Below are 21,907 nucleotides of genomic sequence, written 5' to 3'. Positions count from 1 at the left end.
TAATTAGGAATGCAAGTTAAACACTTAGCCAATATCATTACTTTTAACCATTTAATTGTTACAATGCGCATAACAGGATCACAATTTGCTTTACGCACCTGGCTGGAAAGCGATGCAGTTTCGCTGCAAAAACACGCCAACAATGTTAATATCTCGAAATATTTGTTCGACAGGTTCCCGTATCCTTACCAACTAAGTGATGCCGAAAAGTTTATCAGCAGCAAGTTGGACCAAGACCCTGTTGTAAACTTTGCCATAGAAATTGATGGTGAAGTTGCCGGCGGGATAGGGTTAGAGCTTCGTCAGGATGTTTACCGCAAAACCCCCTTACTGGGTTACTGGCTTAGTGAACAACATTGGAGCAAAGGCATTATGCCAGAAGCTGTAAAGCTGGTTACCGATTATGCTTTCGAAAATCTGGATATAATATGCATTGTGGCAAATGCTTTCGGTCATAACCCCAAATCGATGAAAGTGTTGGAGAAAGCCGGTTTTGTAAGGCAGGGGATTATTAAGCAATGTGCTATTAAATACGATGAGGTGTATGATGAGCATGTGTTTGCGTTGCATCGTAAATAAATAATTTTCAGCACGTCATTGCGAGGAACGAAGCAATCTCAGACCTATTAGCACAGACATCAGTATCGCAGAAACTATTAATGAAATGGGTTGTGGTGTTATCATCGTCAGTCTGCTCATTGCCGCAGGGGCTAGGTACTTTTGGCTTGATCCAAAAGTACCCAAAAGATCAAGACAGAAAAATGCTTCGCCGCACGAGGCCTACGCATGGCCCGCGTTTCTGTCGGGCCACCGCTCGCAGGGTTTAGAATCCTTGTACAAGCCAACATCAATACTATTGCCCGTAGAGACACAATATTTTGTGTCTCTCGTACTTTGTGTCTCTTGCACCATTACCGCGTTAGGGATAGCAGTGAAAAGCCCGCAGCAGCGTGGACTTTGTGTGGAGGGCTGGCGAGGACTTGTAACGGATAGCCCGGACCGAAGGCAACGCCATTGATAGAATTAAGAATCGAGAGGCAAGAATCAAGACAATGTCCACCCCCGCTCGTCATTGAGATACGAAGACACCCGACCAGAGGGAGTTCTTTAATACCTATGGAAATAAATACAACATTAATAATTCCTGGCTTGCTGTTCTGACTTACAACGCGATTCTGCGCTACTACGAGATTGCCATCCCGATTATCATCGGGGCAGGCTGTCGTTCCTCCTCGCAATGACAAAATGGGCTATAATTAAGTTGATTGAATTCGAAATGACCTTGAAATGAAACAAAGCCATTACAATATCCATTGGAGTAATTGTTTTTCCGACACCATTGCATATATTTGCGCTGCTTAAAATATCATTTTTTTAGATCATAATGAGAGAACTACAGTTCAGAGAAGCGCTTCGTGAAGCAATGAACGAAGAAATGCGCAAGGATGATAAAATATACCTGATGGGTGAAGAAGTTGCCGAATATAACGGTGCTTATAAAGTTAGTCAGGGAATGTTGGACGAGTTTGGTGCTAAACGAATAATCGATACGCCAATCTCTGAGTTGGGCTTTGCCGGTATCGGTATTGGCTCGGCTATGAACGGCCTTCGCCCGATCATCGAATTCATGACGTTTAACTTTTCGCTGGTAGCTATCGACCAGGTGATCAACGCTGCGGCTAAGATCCACTCGATGAGCGGTGGCCAGTTCTCGGTGCCAATCGTATTTCGTGGCCCAACTGGTAACGCAGGTATGCTAAGCTCACAGCACAGCCAGTGCTTTGAGAACTGGTATGCTAACTGCCCGGGCTTAAAGGTGGTTGTACCATCGAACCCTGCAGATGCTAAAGGTTTATTAAAATCAGCTATCCTTGATCCGGATCCGGTTATTTTCATGGAGTCGGAATTAATGTATGGCGATAAAGGTATGGTGCCGGATGGCGAATACTATATTGAGATTGGTAAAGCCGATGTAACCAAACAAGGTACTGATGTAACTCTGGTAGGTTTCGGTAAAATTATGAAAGTAGTTAACGCTGCTGCTGCCGAGCTTGAAAAAGAAGGCATCAATGCAGAGGTGATCGACTTACGTACCGTACGCCCTATCGATTACGCAACTGTTATCAACTCTGTTAAAAAAACTAATCGTTTGGTAATTGTTGAAGAAAGCTGGCCTTTAGGTTCTATCGCAACTGAGGTAGCCTTTAAAGTACAAAAAGATGCATTCGATTATTTAGATGCACCTATCCTGCGTATTATGGGTGGCGACGTGCCATTGCCTTACGCACCAACTTTAATTCAGGAGTACCTGCCAAATGCAGAACGCGTAATTAAAGCGGTTAAAGAAGTAATGTACGTTACTAAGTAATTAGTTATTGTAAATATTAAAAGCCCTGTTATGAAAATAGCAGGGCTTTTTTGTTATAAATCAGAAGTTGTTTATCCTTCACTTGCACGTCATTGCGAGGAGGTATGACAGCCTGTCCCGACTCATTTCGGGAAAGCAATCCCCGAACTACAGAGATTGTGCTTGATTAATGCAACTGCTATTGATTATAAGTCAGTGTTTTATTTACGTCAGTCTGCTCATTGCCGCAGAGGCTACCTACTTTTGGCTTGATCCAAAAGTAGGCAAAAGATCAGACAGAAAAATGCTTCTCCGCACAAGGCCTGCGCATGGCCCGCGTTTCTGTCAGGCCACCGCTCGCAAATTTTTAGAATATACCGACTTTAGAATATACCGACGCAACCACCTGCCGAACATAACCTCTTCTCTGGCAGCATTGGCAATGTTGCGGTAACCACAGGTAGTGCTAAAGCACTGAAACCGCGTAGCAACAGGGCCCGGCTGTGACTTTTTTCTTTGGTACTTTCTTTTTTGAGAGAAAAAAGAAAGTACATCCATAGGCTAAACATGCACCAGGCACCCTTCCTAATGAAAAACGGATTATTAGGTAGCGTGTAGTCAACTTGATAAATGATTGCCTGCTCAATTAACTTACAACATGTGGTATACCAACAACCCATATCTCCATAAATAAATCATTTATACCTATCTTTCATTTTATATAATATCCTTATATTCAGCTACCTAAATTGAATTATGGAAGAAGCTATAAAGCAACCCCGTCAACGTATTGGTTCTATTGATACCCTGCGTGGTATTATCATGATTATTATGGCGCTTGATCATGTGCGCGATTATTTTACCAATGTGCCCTTCGATCCGCTTGATCTGAGTAAAACTACACCATTGCTTTTCCTCACCCGCTGGATCACGCATTTTTGCGCGCCCACGTTTATATTTCTGTCGGGCACCAGCGCATTTTTGTCGCTTGCAAAGCGGACTACTAAAAATGAGGCTGCTGGTTTTTTATTGAAGCGGGGCTTGTGGCTGTTGTTGTTAGAATTTACCCTGATCGAATTCGGCTGGCAACTGGATATTGGTTTCCACATGATGTTTGCGCAGGTGATCTGGGCAATAGGTTGCAGTATGCTTTTCCTGTCATTTTTAATCTGGCTCAACCTAAAGCCGGGAACCATTGCCATTGTGGGGTTGGTATTGATATTCGGACATAACTCGCTCGATGGGATTAAGGCCAATTCATTCGGTCATTTTCAATTGTTGTGGCTGATATTGCACCAGCAAGGTTTTTACCAGATTAATAGCTACGAATCTATATTTCTGCTTTATCCTATAGTGCCCTGGATTGGCGTAATGGCGGCAGGATATGGTTTCGGCACCTTCTTTAAGCTGGAGCCTAAAGTACGGCAAGCTTTGTTTATAAAAATTGGGTTAGGCTGCCTCGCCTTGTTCTTAATCCTACGAGTGTTTAATATTTACGGCGATCCTTTCCCATGGGAACAACAGCATGTATGGTGGAAAAACATACTGGCGGTTATTAAATGCCAGAAATATCCACCGTCGTTATTATACCTGTTGATGACCTTAGGAATCTCTATCCTTGCACTTGCAGGTTTAGAGCATGTTAACAACTGGCTTACCCGCATATTTACCGTTTATGGTCGCGTGCCTTTCTTTTATTATGTGCCGCATATTTACTTGGTGCATATTTCGCAGATTATCGTTGCCCTATCAATGGGTTTCACCATAAAGCAATTGCAGGATGCGGGCATGAGCATCCCTAAAGGTTGGGGCTTCGATTTGCCAGTGATTTACTTGATATGGATCATCATTGTAGCAATCCTCTATTTCCCTTGCCGCTGGTTTATGAAAGTAAAGCAAAGAAGGAAAGATTGGTGGCTGAGTTATTTGTAAAGAGGGAGTTTCTAAGCTTTGATATAGACAATGGGATATTGATTTCACTTCGGCGTATTTCTTTTGGGTAAAACATTTGGCTTTGTTTTTCGTTAAGGTTAAACAATCTGAACCTCAATATGGAAAACCTAACCGAATCGGAAACCAGAACCTTAGCAGCAATTTTAAAAACTAACGCCCATTCTTATGGTCTTGACGATCATTTTCAGGATAATGCCTCCATTTGGTTAGAATATGATGGTGCATTTGTTTATTGCTACAGAGGGTCGTACGGACAGAAGGGAATGGTTGTAGCTAAATATAAAGCATCTTCGGGCGCACCGGGGTATCAGCGAGCGCGTTATGAAAGCACTAAAGATTATGGCCCGCTTCCCGAAGGTAAATACTGGGTTTTGCTGATGCCCAACCCGGCACGGGTTGCAAAGCACGATAGCCGCACCGGCGAATTGCTGGCCAACCCCGAAGGCGGAATTGAAAAAATACCAGGCTCTGTTGTGGTTGGCGGCCACACCCTGATTTATCCGGGTTGGGGAAATACGCGGGCCCGGTTGTTTGCCGACAGAGGCACACAAACCTTTGGCCGCAGCAATTTCTATTTACACGACTCGCACAAAGGCTATTCGCACGGTTGCATTGAAACAAGCCCGCATATATTTGATTTGCTGATGAAAGCCCGCCAATCATTTACAAAAGTTGCACTAATGGTAGATTATGCCAATGTTGATACCAGCACTTACGGCGAAAGCGATAAATAAAAAATCAGATGAAACTAAAACTGCTTATTATTTCGGCACTGTTAAGTCTTTGCATATCCTGTAAGGCACAGCCGGGCGCAACTGTTATTAAGGTGCTTAACGGCACTGCGTTTAAAAAAAATGAAACTGTAAAATACCAATTATTAAGCCCACAGGTAGTTTATTATTACGTAGGGCTCGAGCAGCTTTTGGATAATAAATGGCGGGAAGTGGTTTTGGATATCTCTTCAGATGTTCCGGACAGGGCGGCTGCTGTTAAAAAAGCAAACGCTTCAAAGCCGGTTTTGGGAACATACGTGCTGGCAAAAATTCCTTTGATGTTTCTGAAGAACGGCAAGGTTTTCCGTTTAAAAATGAATTATGGCGCTGCTGCTACAGCAACAGAAAAGGTTGTTGTTTCCAGCGAATTTAGGGTTAATTAATACATCCTAAGATCAACTAAAGGCCTGCCTAAACGCCACCATAATGGCCAGGTAAGTATCGCGGTCAAAATCAAAATCTTTGGGTTTATCGGGGCGGATGGCTTTACCGTCTTTAAATTCAACCGGAAATAAAGCGAGAAAATCGGGCAGAGAAATCTCATCCGGGATCCAACTCGAGCCCCTGTAAATTTCTTCCAGCTTCATTTCATACATCCGTTGCGCGTACTGATCCATAGGGTACAAAGATAATTGTTGTCGGTTGTCTGTTATCAGTTGTGGGTAAAAAACTCTGTTAGTCGTAGATGTTTCTGCGTTCTCCCGACAACAGACAACTGATAACCGACAACCGAAAGTTAACTGAAAAATAATTTTGACTTCTGTACTTATAGCTTCAACTTTGCACTCTTTAAAATTGAACATCGAATGCCAGATCATTACATCAAGATAGCGCAGGAACTTTCTATTTCCTCTAAACAAGTTAGCACCACTGTCGACTTATTAGATGAGGGCGCTACTGTGCCGTTTATCTCCCGTTACCGCAAAGAGCTTACAGGCTCTTTGGATGAGGTACAGGTGGCCGCCATCCGCGACCGCGTGCAGCAACTGCGCGAACTGGATAAACGCCGTGAAGCTATCTTGAAATCACTTACCGAGCTTGGCAAAATAACGCCGGAGTTGGAAAAGCAGGTAAATGATGCCGAAACGATGGTGGCGCTGGAAGATATCTATCTGCCATATCGCCCTAAACGTAAAACCCGCGCCAGCATGGCCCGCGAAAAAGGTTTGCAGCCCCTGGCCGATCTGTTACTGGCCCAGGGTAAAGGCGATCCTGAACTGGATGCCACAACTTATATTGATGCTGAAAAAGGTGTAAACAATACTGCCGAAGCTTTGGCCGGTGCAAGAGATATCATCGCCGAGGTAATCAGCGAAAATGCAGAAGTGCGTGCTAAAATGCGCGATCTGTTTTTAAACAAGGGCACGTTTCAATCTAAGGTGATTCCGGGTAAAGAAGAGGTGGGGATTAAGTACAAAGATTATTTCGACTGGACAGAACCACTTACTTCTGCACCCTCGCACCGGGTACTGGCTATGCGCCGTGCCGAGAAAGAAGAAATCTTATACCTTGATATCCAACCACAGGAAGAAGAGGCGATTGATTTGCTGGACAGAACTTTTGTAACCGCCAACAACCCGGCTGCTGCACAGGTTAAACTGGCGGCAAGCGATAGCTATAAACGACTGCTGAAACCATCGATGGAAACAGAGGTACGTTTGCTAACTAAAAAGAAAGCTGATGAAGAAGCGATCCGTGTGTTTGCAGAGAATGCCCGTCAGCTTTTACTGGCGGCGCCGCTTGGTCAGAAACGTTTAATTGCGATTGATCCAGGTTTCCGCACTGGTTGTAAAGTGGTGGCATTGGATGAGCAGGGGAAACTGTTAGAGTACACTGCAATATTCCCGCATACAGGTGCTGGTCAGCAGAAAGAGGCTGAGAAAACACTGAAGCATATAGTTGAGAAATATCAGACCGAAGCCATTGCCATTGGTAACGGTACTGCCGGCCGTGAAACGGAACTATTCGTCAAAAACCTGAACCTGACAGGTGTAACCATGGTAATGGTGAATGAAAGCGGTGCATCTATCTACTCGGCATCAGAGGCTGCGCGCGAAGAATTCCCTGAGCAAGATATTACGGTGCGTGGTGCAGTATCAATCGGCCGCAGGTTGATGGACCCATTAGCTGAATTAGTAAAGATTGACCCGAAATCAATAGGGGTAGGTCAGTATCAGCACGATGTAGACCAAAATAAATTACAGACCTCATTGGATGATACCGTAATGAGTTGCGTTAACGCAGTAGGCGTGGAGCTGAATACGGCATCAAAACAAATTCTTGCCTACGTATCTGGCCTGGGTCCGCAACTGGCACAGAACATCGTTGACTACCGTAACCAGAACGGAGCTTTCAAAAAACGCGAGCAATTGAAAAAGGTAGCCCGCCTGGGCGATAAAGCATACGAGCAGGCGGCAGGTTTCCTGCGCATCCGCCATGCCGAAAACCCGCTTGATGCCAGCGCCGTTCACCCAGAGCGTTATGCCCTGGTTGAGCAGATGGCAAAAGACATGAAATGCTCGGTAAGCGACCTGATGAGCGATAGTAAACTTCGCGCCAGCATCCCGCTTAAACATTATATTACAGAAACAGTTGGTTTACCTACCCTTAACGATATTATGGCCGAGCTGGCAAAACCAGGCCTCGATCCGCGCGAAAAGTTTGAAGCTTTTAGCTTTACCGAAGGTGTAAATACAATAAATGACTTAAAAACCGGCATGAAACTGCCGGGTATAGTAACCAATATCACCAACTTTGGAGCGTTTGTAGATATAGGTGTACATCAGGACGGTTTGGTACACCTGAGCCAGATAACCAATCGCTTTATTAAAGACCCTAACGAGGTACTAAAAGTACATCAGCAGGTAATGGTTACTGTTACAGAGGTTGATGCAAACCGCAAAAGGATCTCATTATCCATGAAATCTGACGAACCAGAGAACAGAATTAAAAGAACAGCACAACCACAGGCTAAACCTCAACAAAGGAGAGAAGAGCCCGAGATGGATATGCAGAGTAAACTGGCTGCACTAAAAAACAAGTTCAGGTAGGTTAGTCTAAACTAATCTGCCTTTTTACGCTTTCTTCTAACGAGATAAAGGTTTCGGTACGCTGTATGCCGGGTACGCTTTGTATGCGTTCGTTTAACACTTCGCGCAGGTGGGTGGTATCATGGCAAACAATTTTGGCAAAGATACTCCAGCTGCCTGTAGTGTAATACAGTTCAACAATTTCCTTTACTTCTTTAAGGCGTTTTACGGCTTCGTTGTATTGCGAGCCTTTCTCCAGGTAAATACCTAAAAAGGCCGTAATATCAAAACCTAACTTCTGAGGATCTACTTCGAGGCTGGCACCTTTTATAACACCCATCTCCTCCAGCTTTTTCATCCTCACGTGGATTGTGCCGCCCGATACAATTAACTCTTTTGCAATTTCAGTGTAAGGTGTAGTTGCATTGTTCATCAATATTGACAAAATCTGGATATCGAGATTGTCAATTTCTAAATTTTGAGCTTTTTTGTGAGGCATAAATTTTCAATTCATTATTTAATCACAAGTCTAATTAAAATTTGAATAAAAATAAAATTATTTCATTGAAATATTTGCAAGGAATGCTTGTCAACGTTAGATTTGTAATAAGCAAGTCGGAAATGACGGGCGCGTTCTTAAATAAAAAAACAATGTTGGGTGGTGAAATTTTTGGCAGACACACCTCCTTGTCCCGGTGGCGGAGAATATGGGAAACCCGTAAGGGCTAACTACTCTGTGGAGGTTCGAATCCTTCCCCAACAGCTCTTCTCATAATTTAGGTTTATAATTGGTTAGTAAAAGTCCCCTGCCCATCAGGGGCTTTGCTGTATATAGGGGTTTTTGTTTGTCTTGAACCTGAATTTATAATCTGAACCTGAATTTGCTGAATTAAAGAATTTCCGGAATTTTTCACTTCACTTTTTGTCATTCTGAATGTAATGAAGAGCCGACGATAGGAGCCCATTAATACCCGCAAAACAAACACCGCATTAAGAATCTTCTGTGAGATGCATTTTGCATTCTGTTAATTCTTTAATTCAGTAAATTCTGGTTCAAACAACTTGACGAAGAAGATCCTTCGCTATAGCTGGATGACAAAACAAGAGTGAATTTCTTTTGAGAGAAAAGAAAAAGAACATCCACTGACGATCATAATTCACTCGCCCTTCCTAATGGAAAACGGATTTGCATGTGTATTTTCCCTCCGCACATGTTTCGAGTGCCTCAACATGACAGCCTACGCGCTTTAGCATGATACGCTCTCTATTCACACCCTCACAACTCACTAATTCAAAACTAAATTCACTGATCCAAATCAACCTCATCCGGCCCACTCAATTTACTTACATGGCAGGCACAGGGGCCACCAGAAATTTTATAATCAACTTTAACCACCCGGTCATCTTTACGGGTTATTAGCAATTGAAGGTCTTCGCCTTTTTCGGGAAAGTTTTTGCGATGGCCATCGTCGGCTACAATGATCGTATTGGGGCTGTTTTTGCCTGCAAAGCCGTTGTTCTTAACTTCTTTGCCTGTGGCTACATCAATTACTTTATACGTTTTAAACTCTATCTGGCTGCTCTTGGTGGCAATTACATTAACGGGGATCATTACAAATTCATTGGTGCAAATAACGCTGCCGCATTTGGTGCGGTTTTCTTTTTGCGATTTGCAGCCGGCCAATGCCAGCACTATTAGAAGCAGGGCGATAGGTTTCATTACGTTAAAAGTTATCGTGAATATAAGTAATTACCCGGGCCATTTCATCGCGAACGGAGCGGGTGCTGTCAACATAATTATTATTCATAAAGCAATAAGCGAGCCTGTGGCCTTTGCGGGTTATTAAATAACCACTCTGGTTGTAATTGTTTGATAACGACCCTGTTTTTCCCCATACAAAAGGTTGGCCGTTATCTGTTTTATAAGCATTGCGTAGTGTGCCGCTTACCCCTCCGGCAGAAAGCATGCTGTGTAATAAATCGTCATTATTCACTTGCCCGCGTATCTTGTTCAATAATACTATAATACTTCTTGGGGTAAAAAGGTTTAACCTCGATAGGCCAGAGCCATCTGCCCATTGTGGTTTATCAGGCAAATCATTTAAATAATTGCGGATGGCATATTGCCTTACCGAATCTGTATTGAGGTAACTAAATTTTACGGATGAACAGCTTAATAAAAGTTGCTCTGCCATAAAGTTATCGCTGGCTTGTAACATGTGGCGGTAAACGGTGTCAGTGTTTATATTGTAGATCACTTTGGCATTCGGTGGTAGATTAATGTTTAATATGCCAACAGTTTTTTTCAGCGTATCCTGCAAAAGTTGGGCAATAAGTTCGTTACTTGTCTTCCAGGGAATTTCCTGCTTAAAATGGGTTGGGGCAGGCGTAGATGGAGAGATGATCTCATTGCTTAAAAAGTTTCGATTAAGCCTGTAGTTTGTAGGGCGGTAGCTGCTATCTGTAGTTAAAAAACGGCTAAAGTAGGCGGGGATTGTTTGTAATTGTTTATTTGTATCTGCATATATGGTTACCAGGTTATCGTAAACAGGCAGTTCGTTTATTTCGGCGTTGTAATAGTCGTTATAATCGTCCCATGCCCAGCCTGTTCCGTATATGTTGTTTTGATATTGGCCGAGGCAAAAGAATAGTTTTTTATCACTTTGCTTCAAAAAATTATAAGCGTTTGTGCCTTTAAGTTCGGTATGTAAAAAAGAAGGGTCGCCGGTTCCCCAAAACAAGAGGGAATCATTACGGATACTATACTTTAGTGCAGGTACCGAATCTGACAGCATCTTTAAGCAGGTATAAAACGTAAACAGTTTAGTGTTTGATGCCGGAGTGAAATAATGATCGGCATTAAGCTCATAAACAGTTTGTTGTTTATCAATATCGTATAAAGCAAAGCCGGTAAAATGCGTATTAAATATAACGGAGTGTTTAAATAGCTTTTTTATCTTGCGCGTACGTATTTTACCAGCTTGGCAAACGTTTAGCGCCAGGCAAATAAATAGGGCAACGGCCAGCCATTTAAGCAGGTATCGGGGCATATATTATTTGTTATTGATGTATATGTTTATGTAATTTTAACATCCAATTATAACCATAAATTGTTGCTTAAAGCGTCTGATATATTGCGGCTTCGATGCTATGTGCTTGTTTTACTTTTTGCTTTTAGCATAACAGGGGCAAAGGCGCAGTTTTTTGACCTGCCGCCGGGTAAAAAAAAGATGAGTGTGCCATTTAAAATGGTACGCAACATGGTTATTGTAAAAACAAAAATTGATGGCAAAGGCCCCTTTAATTTTATTATTGATAGCGGCGTTGGCATTATCATTATTACAGACCCTTCCCTTGCCGATTCTATAGGCCGTCAAAGCCATCGCACCATAAAATTATCTGGCCTGGGCGAAGGGGAGGATTTTGATGCTATGGTAAGCTCTAACCTGAAATTTGATATTGATGGGATCCGCGGCAATAACTTATCCGCAGCGATATTAAAAAAAGATCATTTCGGGCTTTCTAACTATGCCGGTATGCAGATACACGGGCTTATTGGCTACGATTTTTTTAACAGCCTTGCCGTTAAGTTTAACTTCTTCGACAGCACTATGACGGTTGCCCGCTCTGGTGAACTAAAAGAATTAAAAAAAGGTTTCCGTATCCCGATCACGATAGAGCAAGGTAAGCCTTATATGCAAGCCCGGGTAAAGTTGATGGACCAAACTGAGATAAACGCCAAATTGGTAATTGATTTGGGTGCAGGCCACCCGTTGATGCTCGATAACCAGATTAAAAACAACTCGCTGCCACAAAAATTTATTGTAGGCAACTTGGGCGTAGGTTTAACAGGGCCGGTTAGCGGCTTAATAAGCCGCGTAAGCGAAGTGGATATAGGCAAATATGCGTTCAAAAACGTGATCACTTCCTTTACACTTACAGATACGGCATCTACCAATGCAAGATCTGTAGCACGCGACGGCAACCTGGGCCTGGGTATACTAAAAAGATTCACACTTATTATTGATTACCAGAACAATGCCATGTTTTTGAAACCGGGAAAGGATTTTAAAAACACGTTTGAGCATGATATGAGCGGGCTGGAGTACTATGCCGATGGCAACGATTTGCATGCCGTTATTATTAACCGGGTTGAGCCCGGATCGGCAGGGGATTTAACCGGCCTGCAAAAAGATGATATTATTTTGAATATTAACTTTAAGCCGGTTGCCGATATGAGCATACAGGAAATTGATGACCTGTTTAAATCGGGGCCCGACCGCAGTTTGCTACTTGATATTTATCGCGATAAAAAGCGCTACCGCTATATACTTACCCTGAAGCGCCGATTGTAAACACCTTGTTACGATTGTGGATTATGATAAATAACCCCGGATAATATATTTTTACCTCCTTTTCCAACATTAATTTAAACAACCCCAATGAATAAAAAACTCAACCAGGGATTGTATGCATCCATGATTGCTTCTGCCGTTTTTGCGGCATCGTGCGCATCTAAAAAGCATGCATCTCAGCAAGTAACCCTAAAAACAACATCTACACCGGGCGGCGGGTCTTCTGCAACAGCCATGCTTGGCGGGCCAGCGAAAAAAGAAGGCATCAAGAAATTCAGCGATATTATTACACCTAAAACCAAGGTTGATAAAGGCTTATTTAATACTTACAAAGTTGATGGTAAGTATTACTACGAAATTCCGGATTCATTACTTAACCGCGAAATGCTGGTGGTAACCCGTTTTGTAAAAACGCCAGCCAATCTAAAAACCTTCGGCTCACAATATGGTGGCGAAGAAGTTAACGACCAGGTTTGGAAATGGGAACGCCATGATAAGCAGATCATGATCCGCGTACCAAGCTATAGGTTGAAAGCCGACAGCACAACAGATATGTACGAGGCTGTAAAAAACTCTAACATTGATGCCGTATTAGCTTCTTTCGATGTTAAGGCTTACAATAAAGACACTACCGGCGTTTTAATTGATGTAACCGATTTCTACAATGGCGATGTAACAGCTACGGGTATCCCTGACGAGATTAAAAAGGCTTATAAAATTAGTGCGGTTGATGCTAACAGATCATACATCGATACTATTAAAAGCTTCCCGATCAACACAGAAGTTAGTACGCTGAAAACTTACCGTGCGATGGAATCACCTACGGATAACTCAAATGCAGCGATAACCTTCGAATTAAACACTTCGATGCTGTTATTGCCAAAAACACCGATGAAGGCGCGTTTGATGGATAGCCGCGTAGGTTTCTTCGGCCAGCGCCAGACAGATTATGGTACAGATGCACAAAAATCGGAAGTGACGGCATATATCCACCGTTGGAGGCTGGAGCCGAAAGACCCGGCTGCTTATGCCCGCGGCGAACTGGTTGAACCTAAGAAACAAATTGTATACTACATCGATCCGGCAACGCCTAAAAAATGGGTGCCTTACCTGGTAATGGGTATTAACGACTGGAACAAAGCTTTCGAAGCTGCCGGTTTTAAAAATGCCATTGTTGGTAAACCAGCCCCAACCGCTAAAGAAGACCCTGAATTTAGCACCGAAGATGCACGCTACAGTGTAGTGCGTTACTTTGCATCTGATGTGCAAAACGCTTATGGTCCGCATATCTCTGACCCACGCACCGGCGAAATTCTGGAAAGCCACGTAGGCTGGTATCATAACGTGATGAGTTTAGTGCACGATTGGTTTATGGTGCAAACAGCTGCCGTTAACCCTAATGCCCGCGCGCCTAAATTTACTGATGAGCAAATGGGCCAGCTGATCCGTTTTGTGTCATCGCACGAGATCGGCCACACATTGGGCTTGCCGCATAACTTCGGTTCGAGCTATGCTTACCCTGTTGATTCATTACGCTCTAAACACTTTACAGACACACACGGTACCGCGCCATCAATTATGGACTATGCCCGTTTTAATTATATTGCCCAACCAGGCGATGGTGTAACCCACTTGTACCCGCAAATTGGCGAGTATGATGATTGGGCTATTAAATGGGGTTATACCTGGTTCCCGGGTAATAAAACTGTGGAGCAGGAAAAAGAAGCATTAAACGTTTGGACAAAAGAACGTGCCGGTAATCCGCTGTACTACTACGGTCGCCAGGGTACCAGTATCGACCCTCGTTTACAAAATGAAGATTTGGGTGATAACGCCATGAAAGCAAGCACCTACGGTATTGCCAACCTGAAACGTATTTTACCTAACCTGGAGAAATGGACCTTCCAGAAAGGAGAGGACTTTGATGACCTGCAGGAAATGTATGGCCAGATTGTAACCCAGTTTAACCGCTACATGGGGCACGTTACTATGAACATCGGCGGTATGAGTGAAAACTTTAAAACTTACGATCAAAAGGGAGCTGTTTATACCTTTATCGCTAAAGATCGCCAGCACGAGGCTTCGGACTTTTTAAACAAGCAATTGTTTACTACACCAACCTGGTTGATCAATAACGAAGAATTAAGCAAGTTTGATAACGGTGTAATGCTTAACCGAATTAAAGCGGTGCAGGTTAGTACGCTCAGTTCGGTATTATCATCAAGCCGTTTAGCGCGTATGTATGATAACGAAAGCAAGAACGGCGCGGCTGCTTATACCGTTGCCGATTTATTTAATGACCTGCGTGCCGGTATTTTTAACGCAGGTAAACCAGATGCATTTAAACGTAACCTGCAACGCGGTTATATTGAGCAATTAAAAGGTTTATTGAATGAAGATGTTAGCCGTGGTTTTCCGGGCGCTACATCGGCGCAATTAGCCAATATGGGCTTTACGCCAATTAATACAGCATTGTCTGATATTAAACCAATGGTTCGTGCCGAACTTAAACGTATTGATGCAGGCTTACCTAAAGGTGGCGATGCATTAACAGCAGCACATTACGAAGATTTACACCTGCGTATTAAAGAAACGCTAAACCCAACCCGCCCGGTAATTAATATACCGGTACCGGGGATGCCGGGTCGTGCTGTTGAAGATGAGCAGTCAAAAGATGTTGATTTTTAAAGATCAGATCAACCGACATTATAAAAAAGAAAGCCTCCTGATAACATCAGGGGGCTTTCTTTTTAGTACTATTAGTATATAAGGGTTGCCCGTCGCTATTTTAAGCAAATTGGGGTTGGGTAAAGGTTGTTGGGGCCAATATTATTTCAACTGGCTGATGTTCTCAAAAAAAGCAGATTGCAGATCGAGCAGCGAGCGCACTTTCATGGTTTCGCCGTACGTATCAAAGCATAAAAATTTTGATTTTTCTGGTGCATCATTATTCGATTTTTCAATAAAATTGAAAGTCTCGAAAAAATAATGACGCGTGGTAATGTTGCTTTTTTTGTTGGTATCTGAAGTATTGAGACGGAATCCTACCGAGTCAATCCAGTTGTGCACTCTGGAGTGCAAAGAAGCGCGTGCCTTTGTCATAAGTCAATGCTTTGATAGTATAACGAAAAGAAAATCAATGTGTTTCAATTTTATCGATTGATTTTACTCCCCATTTGTTTAAAAGTAAACATTACATCATCAGGCGCGTTCTTTCGTATTCTAACGTTAAAAACTCTCCCAATGGTATATGATATGACGTAAATAGTTACACACGTGTTACATTCATAAAAAAATATAAGCAATGGTAATATGTTTTTTACAATCATATTTAATGTAATAAGCAAAAAATGGGCTATTAGGTTAAAAAAACGGTCATTTCACTCATTATATGTAACAATCCTATATAAATCAGCTATATATAATAAACTAATTGAACCTTTGTAGTCAAACTATTGTATTAACATAACCCCAAACAATTTTATTCACTTGCGTATAGTATGAAACGAATACCCTTATTACTTCTTATCATCTTTTTAACCATTACAGGAGCTTATGCCCAGGCAACCCACCAGGTAAGCGGTACTGTAATTGATACCACTAAGCAAACCCTGCCCGGCAGTGTGGTTACGCTTACTTCTGAGCAGGGCGACAGCGTTAACGTTGCTGCCAATGTTGACGGTAAGTTTGTTTTCCCTGCTGTAAAAGGATTAAAAATAACCATAACAGTTGCTTCAATAGGTTACGAATCATTAAGAAAACACTATGCTTTAACGGCCGACCCTAAGCCTGTTGACGTTGGTAACATTATGCTTCGTACCTCTAATACTACTCTTAACGAGGTGAAAATTGTTGGCGTAAATGCAGTAGCCGTTAAAGAAGATACAGTAGAATATAAGGTAAGCGCCCTAAACGTACGGCCGAATGCCACACTCGAAGACGCCTTGAAAAAAGCGCCCGGTGTTGATGTTGACCCATCTACAGGTGCGGTTACTGCACAGGGGCAGTCAGTTACCAAAGTGCGTATCAACGGTAAAGATTATATGGGCGGCGACGTAACATCGCTTACCAAAAATATACCTGCCGACCTGCTTGAAAACATCCAGATTGTGGATGACTATGGCGACCAGGCCAACCTAACCGGCATTAAAACCGGCGACCCAACCAAAGTATTGAACGTAACCATCCGCAAGGATAAAAACTATGGCTACTCATTTTCGGGCACTGCAGGTGATGGCCGCGATGCCTTGCCTAAACCGGCAGAAAATGATAACCGCTATTTAGGATCAATTAACTTATTTGATTTTAAAGGCGACAGGCAGATCTCTGTTTTAGGATCAATCAATAATACCAACGTAAATACATTCTCTTTCGGTAGTACCGGAGGCGGAGGCTTTGGTGGCGGCGGCGCAGGCGGTAACTTCGGCGGCGGCGGCGGCGGTGGCCGTGGTAATGCTTCAAGGGCATCATCCGGGCTTACCACTAACCAAAATGGTATAACAGACGCGCACTCTATCGGCGCCAACTTTCGCGATCAGTGGGGTAAACACCTTGCCGTATATGGCAGCTATAGCTTTGCCGATAACAGTACGTTTACTAATACTACCTCTAACCAACAAAATACGGGTTCTAACCCAAGCACAACATCCCAGAATAGTTTAGAGAACGATAATAACATTAATCACCGCTTTACCTGGAACATGGAGTACAAGCCGGATACGATTAATTATTTAAAAGTTACACCAACGTTTTCTTACGCTAAAACGCTTACCAACGCCAATGATGCGGTAGTAAACACACAGCTTAATACTAATTATACATCTACCACTTACGCCAATTCGTCATCGCCAACGCTGGGTTTAACAGCATTGTATAACCACAGGTTTAATGGGCACGGCCGTAACCTTAGCATTAATGTTAATTTAAGTACAGCTAAGAACGACCAGTCACAAAACCCGATCTACAACTTTATACCGCCAAGTAAGGCAGTGGCACCGGTTAACCAACAGATTGATATTAATGGTACTACTAAATCGGTAGGTGCAACTTTCTCATATATCGAACCTTTAAGCAAGGTATCATTCCTGGAGTTAAATTATGCTTATAACCATTCTTACACTTCGAGCGATAAGGAAACCGATACGCTTACAACCGCAAATAACTACGTACCATACCAGTTGTTAAGCAATAATTACAACTTTACCTTCACCACAAACCGCGTTGGTTTAAACTACCGCGTGGTTCAAAAGAAATATAATTATACATTAGGTTTGGGTGTGCAGCCATCTACTTTAGATGGACACTCTGTTACCACCGGTACAGACACCCGCGTAACTACGGTTAACTTTGCACCAACCGCACGTTTTGTTTACAACTTTGCGCGAAGCAACACCTTAAGCATTAACTACAGCGGTACCAGCAACCAGCCAACATTTAGCCAGTTGCAACCGGTAACCGATTTCTCAAATGCCTTATACCCTGTAGAAGGTAACCCGGATTTAAAGCCCGAGTTTGCCAACAACATCTCTATCCGTTATAATAAGTTTAACTTCCAGACCAACGATATCATCTTTACCAACTTATCATTCACCCAAACGGATAATAAAATCTCTACAGATGTAATTACGGTTCCTAAAAGTGCAGCCTTGGCAGCAAGCCCTATTTATAACAAACTACAAAATACCATTTTAACCAGGTACCAAAATGTTGATGGTTATTATACCGCCAATGGTTTTGTTACGTACGCTAAGCCATGGGCTAATCGTAGATACACTTTGTATTTAAACGGTACTGTTACTTACACCAACAACATTAGTTATGTTGGTAGTGTAGATTCTACTACAACTGCTTTGAACCTGCAAAAGAACGTTGCGAAAAACTTAGTGTTTACGCCGGGTGCCCGTTTCAGACTTGATATAACTGATATTGTTGATGTGCAGTTTTTAACCAGCTACTCTATTAACAAAACAGATAACTCTATTAAAAACGATTTAACCAATGCCAGCTCAAATGTGCGTGCATTTACATTGGGTGTAAACGGTAAAAACTACTTCTGGAAAGATTGGACTGTTAGTTATGATTTTAGCCGCGTAATGAACTCTGGTTACACAGTTGCTGTTACTAACCCTAATATCTTGAATGGTTATGTAGAGCGTCGTTTCCTTAAAAATAACGCAGCTACAATACGTGCATCTGTCTTTGACGCATTTAACCAAAACACAGGTTATAGCAGTACAACAAGTGGTTCATCTATTACCCAAAGCAGCGTTAACAGATTAGGACGTTACTACTTGCTGACCTTTACACTTCGCTTGCAAAAATTTGCAGGTCGTGCACCAAATCAAGGTGATCAGGGTGGCGACAGAGGTTTCCGCCGTGGTAATGGTGGTGGTGGCCCGGGTGCTGGCGGCCCTCCTCCGGGTGGTGGCGGTGGCGGCTTCCCAGGCGGTGGCCCTAACGAATAAACCGAAAGATATAAAAAGAGAAAGCCTCATCGTTATGCGATGAGGCTTTCTCTTTTTATAAGTAAAAAATCTTTTATTTAACCAGTACAGTATTGATAATCTGCTCCAGGTCTTCCAGGTCAAATGGTTTGGCCAGGTAGGTTTCGGCGCCTGCATGCTCTGCCAGGAGCTGAATATCGCTATTGGCAGAAAAGTAGATGACAGGGATATGCTTTAACTCTTCAGATTTTTTGAGCGTTTGGGTGGCGATAATACCACCTGCATCCGGGATCCAGTTATCCATCAGGATAACAGCCGGATTTACGCTGCTTACCTTCTCTACAATATTATTGCAATCGGTAAATGTATGTACCTCCCAGCCTTGTTCTTCCAGAATGTAAGAACAGATAGAAAGAATATCTTCATCGTCATCAAATATGATGATCTTTTTTGTAGAAGCGTCCATTGGTGGTTTTAAGCGGAAACAAAACTAATTATTAATTATAAAAAACGTTAATTTTTTTTAGATCATGGTAAACGAAATCTAAAAGCTTAAATCATTGTTTTACTTGGTGTTTAATTGGCTTTTCCGGTTACAAATCATTGTCCGGAAAAACGCATTAATCATGTTGTTCTATCCAGTTTTTAAATTTTAAGAAAGTGTTATTAGCAGCTTCTGTTATTGCCGCTTCAATTTCTGCGGGCTGTTTGTTAAGGACAGCCTTAAAGGCATCCCACATTTGATGGGTATTTTCGCCATAGCTGTTAAAAAAGCTTAACCCGGTTGTAAGCCCCAGTTTCCCCGAAATCATTTTACTGATAATACTGCCGCCAAGTGTAGAGCCCTCAATTACATACATGGCGCCTAAAGCCTGGTCTGCATTATTTATTTCTGGCAGCGCATCACCGGTTGCTTTGGTTACAGGTTCGCCACCCAAAGCCAGTATATCATCGGCAATGGCACCCGTTTTGCGTCGCTGGGCATGGTCTGGCAAAATGTTTTGGTCTATAAATAAATTGATACGATCTTCCAATCCGCCAAAGTAACCATAAAACAACTGTAGCAGTTGCAGGTAATCTTCTTTGGTGTTAAGCCCTTTGATCTGGCTAACCAGCTTTTTTTCGAGCTGTTGGTGATACGTAAGCGTTTGTTCTTTTAAATTATCGGCAAGCATAGAAATAGATAGATGTAACACTAAAGTAGGGGAATATGTTTAATTAATAGAAAATTATTTAGAGGAGAAAGGTTTAGGCACGACATGAGAGGCTGTATTGAGTTGTAACACTAAAAGTGAGTTTCAAATTTGTCATTGCGAGGAACGAAGCAATCTCGTAGCTATACAGACCGAATAAGCATTGGCGACGAGATTATTAATGATGTATTTGTTTTCATCGGTATTAATGAGCTCCCTACGGTCGGTTGTCCACGCTATCACTCGCAATGACAAAATTTTAATAGTTTCAGAAAGTACTTTTGGGACTGCTGCTAATCATCTCAACTTTTACCCCATCTTTCGTATCATTGCAAACTGTTAAACGTGAATGAAAACAAATAAACTGGTAAGAGCGGCTATTATTATAGCTATAGTGCTGTTGAATATAGCCTGCGACCAAATATCTAAATCAATTGTGCGCAGCCATGTAGAAGCATACAGTAGTTTGCGCCTGCTAAACGGTCATTTTATGCTTACCAGGGTTGAGAACACCGGTGCGTTTTTAAGCCTGGGCGATCAGATCCACGGTATTTGGCACAACATACTGCTTTCCATTATTCCCGCCGCGTTTTTGGTGGCCGGTATCTGGTACTTAGTCCGCACTACTTCGTTATCTAACTTAACCTTAATTGGCATTTGTTTTATGATTGGCGGCGGTGCCGGAAACGTGTTCGACCGTATTATCCACGGTTCGGTAACCGACTTTTTGTACGTAGAGTTTGGCCCATTGCACTCCGGTGTATTTAATGTGGCCGATCTGTCAATATCTACAGGGGTTATTATTATTTTGATTGATATGGTGAAGCAGAGGAGGAAAGAGAAGATGGGGGTGGAGCATACAGAAGTATAAAAGTTATTTTTTTGTCATTCTGAACATAGTGAAGAATCTTCTTCGATAAGCAGAGCAGCTCAGCAGGGCGAAGAAGATATTTCGCTGTCGCTCAATATGACAAAAAGTGAAAGCCCATCTTGTTTCCTGGCTCTCGTTTCTTGCCTCTATTCTCACACCCTTATCACCCTATTCTCCAACACCCCAAACACATGATCATCGCCTTTGTGCCTGATGGCCACCTTGCCGGTAAATTTCCCGAATGAAGGTAGAATGGCTTGCCGTTCACCAAAGGTAAAGCAGGGTAGGGTTAAGCTTTGACGGCCCTTGCCCTGCAGGCGCACGCCGGGGTGGATGTGTCCGCACATTACATAACCAATTGCTGTTGCTAATTGTGCCTCTGTTTGCGGGTGATGCAGCATTAAAAACGGGCCGATACTGTATTCCATTGGAGTTTCAATATCGAGCTTATGATAGTGGGCATCGTTAATAATATCGTGATTGCCTTTTACCAAAATGATCTGAAGTTTGGGGAATTGCTCGCGCCATAAGGCAAACCAATCCCAATCGGTATTAAGTGTGCTGTGGAACAGATCGCCTAAAAAAATGAGTTTAGCGGGCTTGTACTGGGCAATAAGATCTGATAATACGGCCAGGTCTTCCTGCGCAATATTTTGCGGTATGGCAATGCCGGCTTTGCGGAAGTGGCCCGATTTACCCAAATGCACATCGGCAGCAATAAGCGCTTTTTCCTCCTGCCAGTAAATAGCTTTTTCGGGAAGTAATAAAAGGGTTTGTTCTAATAAGTTAAGCTCAGCTTCTGCACATATCTTCATTACAGCAAAGATAGTGCTTTGCTATAGAAATTAGCAAGCCGTATTGTTTCTGTTCGTCTTTTAAAAAGGCCGACTCTTAAATCTGTTTTGCACGGGTGTTGTGCAATTAGGCGTTATGCATAGCCAAT

General features: G+C 42.6%; 19 protein-coding genes and 1 tRNA gene. 11 read left to right on the top strand and 9 right to left on the bottom strand.

Annotated elements, in window-relative coordinates; all coding sequences use genetic code 11:
• Positions 1-63 precede the first annotated feature (63 nt).
• From PQO05_RS26280 to PQO05_RS26260, 5 genes are all read left to right on the top strand, one after another.
• Entirely contained in the window at positions 64-579 is a 516-nt protein-coding gene (locus PQO05_RS26280) for a GNAT family N-acetyltransferase (protein WP_273630489.1), read from the top strand.
• Positions 580-1,384: 805 nt separating this feature from the next.
• The gene (locus tag PQO05_RS26275; RefSeq protein ID WP_273630488.1) at positions 1,385-2,368 is read left to right on the top strand and encodes a pyruvate dehydrogenase complex E1 component subunit beta; all 984 of its coding nucleotides are present in this window, start codon (positions 1,385-1,387) and stop codon (positions 2,366-2,368) included.
• A gap of 735 nt (positions 2,369-3,103) precedes the next feature.
• Positions 3,104-4,279, top strand: coding sequence for an acetyltransferase domain-containing protein (locus tag PQO05_RS26270; protein WP_273630487.1), 1,176 nt, complete (start codon positions 3,104-3,106; stop codon positions 4,277-4,279).
• A 119-nt stretch (positions 4,280-4,398) separates the two neighbouring features.
• Positions 4,399-5,034 (top strand): tlde1 domain-containing protein, encoded by a 636-nt coding sequence (locus PQO05_RS26265; protein ID WP_273630486.1) that lies wholly within the window; start codon positions 4,399-4,401, stop codon positions 5,032-5,034.
• 8 nt (positions 5,035-5,042) lie between these two features.
• A complete protein-coding gene (locus tag PQO05_RS26260; RefSeq protein WP_273630485.1) occupies positions 5,043-5,456 on the top strand; it encodes a hypothetical protein in 414 nt (137 codons plus the stop codon).
• Positions 5,457-5,468: 12 nt separating this feature from the next.
• Here the strand turns inward: PQO05_RS26260 and PQO05_RS26255 are convergent, their stop codons facing one another.
• A complete protein-coding gene (locus PQO05_RS26255) occupies positions 5,469-5,690 on the bottom strand; it encodes a hypothetical protein (protein ID WP_273630484.1) in 222 nt (73 codons plus the stop codon).
• Positions 5,691-5,879: 189 nt separating this feature from the next.
• Here PQO05_RS26255 and PQO05_RS26250 point away from each other — a divergent pair, with 189 nt between their 5' ends.
• Positions 5,880-8,123, top strand: a complete 2,244-nt coding sequence (locus tag PQO05_RS26250; RefSeq protein WP_273630481.1) for a Tex family protein — start codon at positions 5,880-5,882, stop codon at positions 8,121-8,123.
• A gap of 1 nt (position 8,124) precedes the next feature.
• Here PQO05_RS26250 and PQO05_RS26245 read toward each other — a convergent pair whose 3' ends face one another.
• A complete protein-coding gene (locus tag PQO05_RS26245; RefSeq protein WP_074491574.1) occupies positions 8,125-8,601 on the bottom strand; it encodes an Lrp/AsnC ligand binding domain-containing protein in 477 nt (158 codons plus the stop codon).
• A gap of 153 nt (positions 8,602-8,754) precedes the next feature.
• On the opposite strand from PQO05_RS26245, the gene PQO05_RS26240 reads away from it, so the two are divergent.
• Positions 8,755-8,865 (top strand) — tRNA-Asp (locus PQO05_RS26240).
• A 19-nt stretch (positions 8,866-8,884) separates the two neighbouring features.
• On the opposite strand, the gene PQO05_RS26235 is transcribed toward PQO05_RS26240, so the two are convergent.
• The 3 genes from PQO05_RS26235 to PQO05_RS26225 all read right to left on the bottom strand — a co-directional run bounded on the left by PQO05_RS26235 (position 8,885) and on the right by PQO05_RS26225 (position 11,152).
• A complete protein-coding gene (locus PQO05_RS26235) occupies positions 8,885-9,031 on the bottom strand; it encodes a hypothetical protein (RefSeq protein ID WP_273630480.1) in 147 nt (48 codons plus the stop codon).
• 374 nt (positions 9,032-9,405) lie between these two features.
• On the bottom strand, positions 9,406-9,822 hold the full coding sequence (locus tag PQO05_RS26230; RefSeq protein WP_273630479.1) for a hypothetical protein: 417 nt from the start codon (positions 9,820-9,822) through the stop codon (positions 9,406-9,408).
• Positions 9,823-9,826: 4 nt separating this feature from the next.
• Positions 9,827-11,152, bottom strand: a complete 1,326-nt coding sequence (locus PQO05_RS26225; protein ID WP_273630478.1) for a D-alanyl-D-alanine carboxypeptidase/D-alanyl-D-alanine-endopeptidase — start codon at positions 11,150-11,152, stop codon at positions 9,827-9,829.
• Between the two features lie 102 nt (positions 11,153-11,254).
• On the opposite strand from PQO05_RS26225, the gene PQO05_RS26220 reads away from it, so the two are divergent.
• Both PQO05_RS26220 and PQO05_RS26215 read left to right on the top strand, forming a co-directional pair.
• On the top strand, positions 11,255-12,457 hold the full coding sequence (locus PQO05_RS26220) for an aspartyl protease family protein (protein ID WP_273630477.1): 1,203 nt from the start codon (positions 11,255-11,257) through the stop codon (positions 12,455-12,457).
• Positions 12,458-12,544: 87 nt separating this feature from the next.
• Positions 12,545-15,145, top strand: a complete 2,601-nt coding sequence (locus PQO05_RS26215; protein WP_273630476.1) for a zinc-dependent metalloprotease — start codon at positions 12,545-12,547, stop codon at positions 15,143-15,145.
• A 141-nt stretch (positions 15,146-15,286) separates the two neighbouring features.
• On the opposite strand, the gene PQO05_RS26210 is transcribed toward PQO05_RS26215, so the two are convergent.
• Complete coding sequence (locus PQO05_RS26210) at positions 15,287-15,559, bottom strand: hypothetical protein (RefSeq protein ID WP_273630475.1); 273 nt, start codon at positions 15,557-15,559, stop codon at positions 15,287-15,289.
• Between the two features lie 398 nt (positions 15,560-15,957).
• Here PQO05_RS26210 and PQO05_RS26205 point away from each other — a divergent pair, with 398 nt between their 5' ends.
• Positions 15,958-18,921: an outer membrane beta-barrel protein gene (locus PQO05_RS26205; protein ID WP_273630474.1), complete on the top strand. Its 2,964-nt coding sequence runs from the start codon at positions 15,958-15,960 to the stop codon at positions 18,919-18,921.
• A gap of 73 nt (positions 18,922-18,994) precedes the next feature.
• Here PQO05_RS26205 and PQO05_RS26200 read toward each other — a convergent pair whose 3' ends face one another.
• Together PQO05_RS26200 and PQO05_RS26195 are read right to left on the bottom strand one after the other, a co-directional pair.
• Positions 18,995-19,366 (bottom strand): response regulator, encoded by a 372-nt coding sequence (locus PQO05_RS26200; RefSeq protein WP_273630472.1) that lies wholly within the window; start codon positions 19,364-19,366, stop codon positions 18,995-18,997.
• 154 nt (positions 19,367-19,520) lie between these two features.
• A complete protein-coding gene (locus PQO05_RS26195) occupies positions 19,521-20,075 on the bottom strand; it encodes a biliverdin-producing heme oxygenase (RefSeq protein WP_273630471.1) in 555 nt (184 codons plus the stop codon).
• 367 nt (positions 20,076-20,442) lie between these two features.
• Between PQO05_RS26195 and lspA the strand changes: the two genes are divergently transcribed.
• Positions 20,443-20,964 (top strand): signal peptidase II, encoded by a 522-nt coding sequence (gene lspA / locus PQO05_RS26190; RefSeq protein WP_273630470.1) that lies wholly within the window; start codon positions 20,443-20,445, stop codon positions 20,962-20,964.
• Positions 20,965-21,116: 152 nt separating this feature from the next.
• Here the strand turns inward: lspA and pdeM are convergent, their stop codons facing one another.
• Entirely contained in the window at positions 21,117-21,779 is a 663-nt protein-coding gene (gene pdeM / locus PQO05_RS26185; RefSeq protein ID WP_273630469.1) for a ligase-associated DNA damage response endonuclease PdeM, read from the bottom strand.
• Positions 21,780-21,907: the final 128 nt, after the last annotated feature.

Origin of the sequence: Mucilaginibacter jinjuensis (genome assembly GCF_028596025.1) — a bacterium.
Lineage (GTDB): Bacteria > Bacteroidota > Bacteroidia > Sphingobacteriales > Sphingobacteriaceae > Mucilaginibacter > Mucilaginibacter jinjuensis.
Note: the sequence above shows the minus strand (reverse complement) of the source record. Positions and strands in the feature narration are given on the sequence as shown.

What these genes read in the sequence shown, in the direction of transcription:
- PQO05_RS26210 (WP_273630475.1), bottom strand. Translation starts at nt 15,559, where the DNA reads ATGACAAAGGCACGCGCTTCTTTGCACTCCAGAGTGCACAACTGGATT.
- lspA (WP_273630470.1), top strand. Translation starts at nt 20,443, where the DNA reads ATGAAAACAAATAAACTGGTAAGAGCGGCTATTATTATAGCTATAGTG.
- PQO05_RS26275 (WP_273630488.1), top strand. Translation starts at nt 1,385, where the DNA reads ATGAGAGAACTACAGTTCAGAGAAGCGCTTCGTGAAGCAATGAACGAA.
- PQO05_RS26250 (WP_273630481.1), top strand. Translation starts at nt 5,880, where the DNA reads ATGCCAGATCATTACATCAAGATAGCGCAGGAACTTTCTATTTCCTCT.
- PQO05_RS26260 (WP_273630485.1), top strand. Translation starts at nt 5,043, where the DNA reads ATGAAACTAAAACTGCTTATTATTTCGGCACTGTTAAGTCTTTGCATA.
- PQO05_RS26270 (WP_273630487.1), top strand. Translation starts at nt 3,104, where the DNA reads ATGGAAGAAGCTATAAAGCAACCCCGTCAACGTATTGGTTCTATTGAT.
- PQO05_RS26230 (WP_273630479.1), bottom strand. Translation starts at nt 9,822, where the DNA reads ATGAAACCTATCGCCCTGCTTCTAATAGTGCTGGCATTGGCCGGCTGC.
- PQO05_RS26215 (WP_273630476.1), top strand. Translation starts at nt 12,545, where the DNA reads ATGAATAAAAAACTCAACCAGGGATTGTATGCATCCATGATTGCTTCT.
- PQO05_RS26200 (WP_273630472.1), bottom strand. Translation starts at nt 19,366, where the DNA reads ATGGACGCTTCTACAAAAAAGATCATCATATTTGATGACGATGAAGAT.
- PQO05_RS26235 (WP_273630480.1), bottom strand. Translation starts at nt 9,031, where the DNA reads ATGACAAAAAGTGAAGTGAAAAATTCCGGAAATTCTTTAATTCAGCAA.
- PQO05_RS26205 (WP_273630474.1), top strand. Translation starts at nt 15,958, where the DNA reads ATGAAACGAATACCCTTATTACTTCTTATCATCTTTTTAACCATTACA.
- pdeM (WP_273630469.1), bottom strand. Translation starts at nt 21,779, where the DNA reads ATGAAGATATGTGCAGAAGCTGAGCTTAACTTATTAGAACAAACCCTT.
- PQO05_RS26255 (WP_273630484.1), bottom strand. Translation starts at nt 5,690, where the DNA reads ATGGATCAGTACGCGCAACGGATGTATGAAATGAAGCTGGAAGAAATT.
- PQO05_RS26265 (WP_273630486.1), top strand. Translation starts at nt 4,399, where the DNA reads ATGGAAAACCTAACCGAATCGGAAACCAGAACCTTAGCAGCAATTTTA.
- PQO05_RS26195 (WP_273630471.1), bottom strand. Translation starts at nt 20,075, where the DNA reads ATGCTTGCCGATAATTTAAAAGAACAAACGCTTACGTATCACCAACAG.
- PQO05_RS26280 (WP_273630489.1), top strand. Translation starts at nt 64, where the DNA reads ATGCGCATAACAGGATCACAATTTGCTTTACGCACCTGGCTGGAAAGC.
- PQO05_RS26245 (WP_074491574.1), bottom strand. Translation starts at nt 8,601, where the DNA reads ATGCCTCACAAAAAAGCTCAAAATTTAGAAATTGACAATCTCGATATC.
- PQO05_RS26225 (WP_273630478.1), bottom strand. Translation starts at nt 11,152, where the DNA reads ATGCCCCGATACCTGCTTAAATGGCTGGCCGTTGCCCTATTTATTTGC.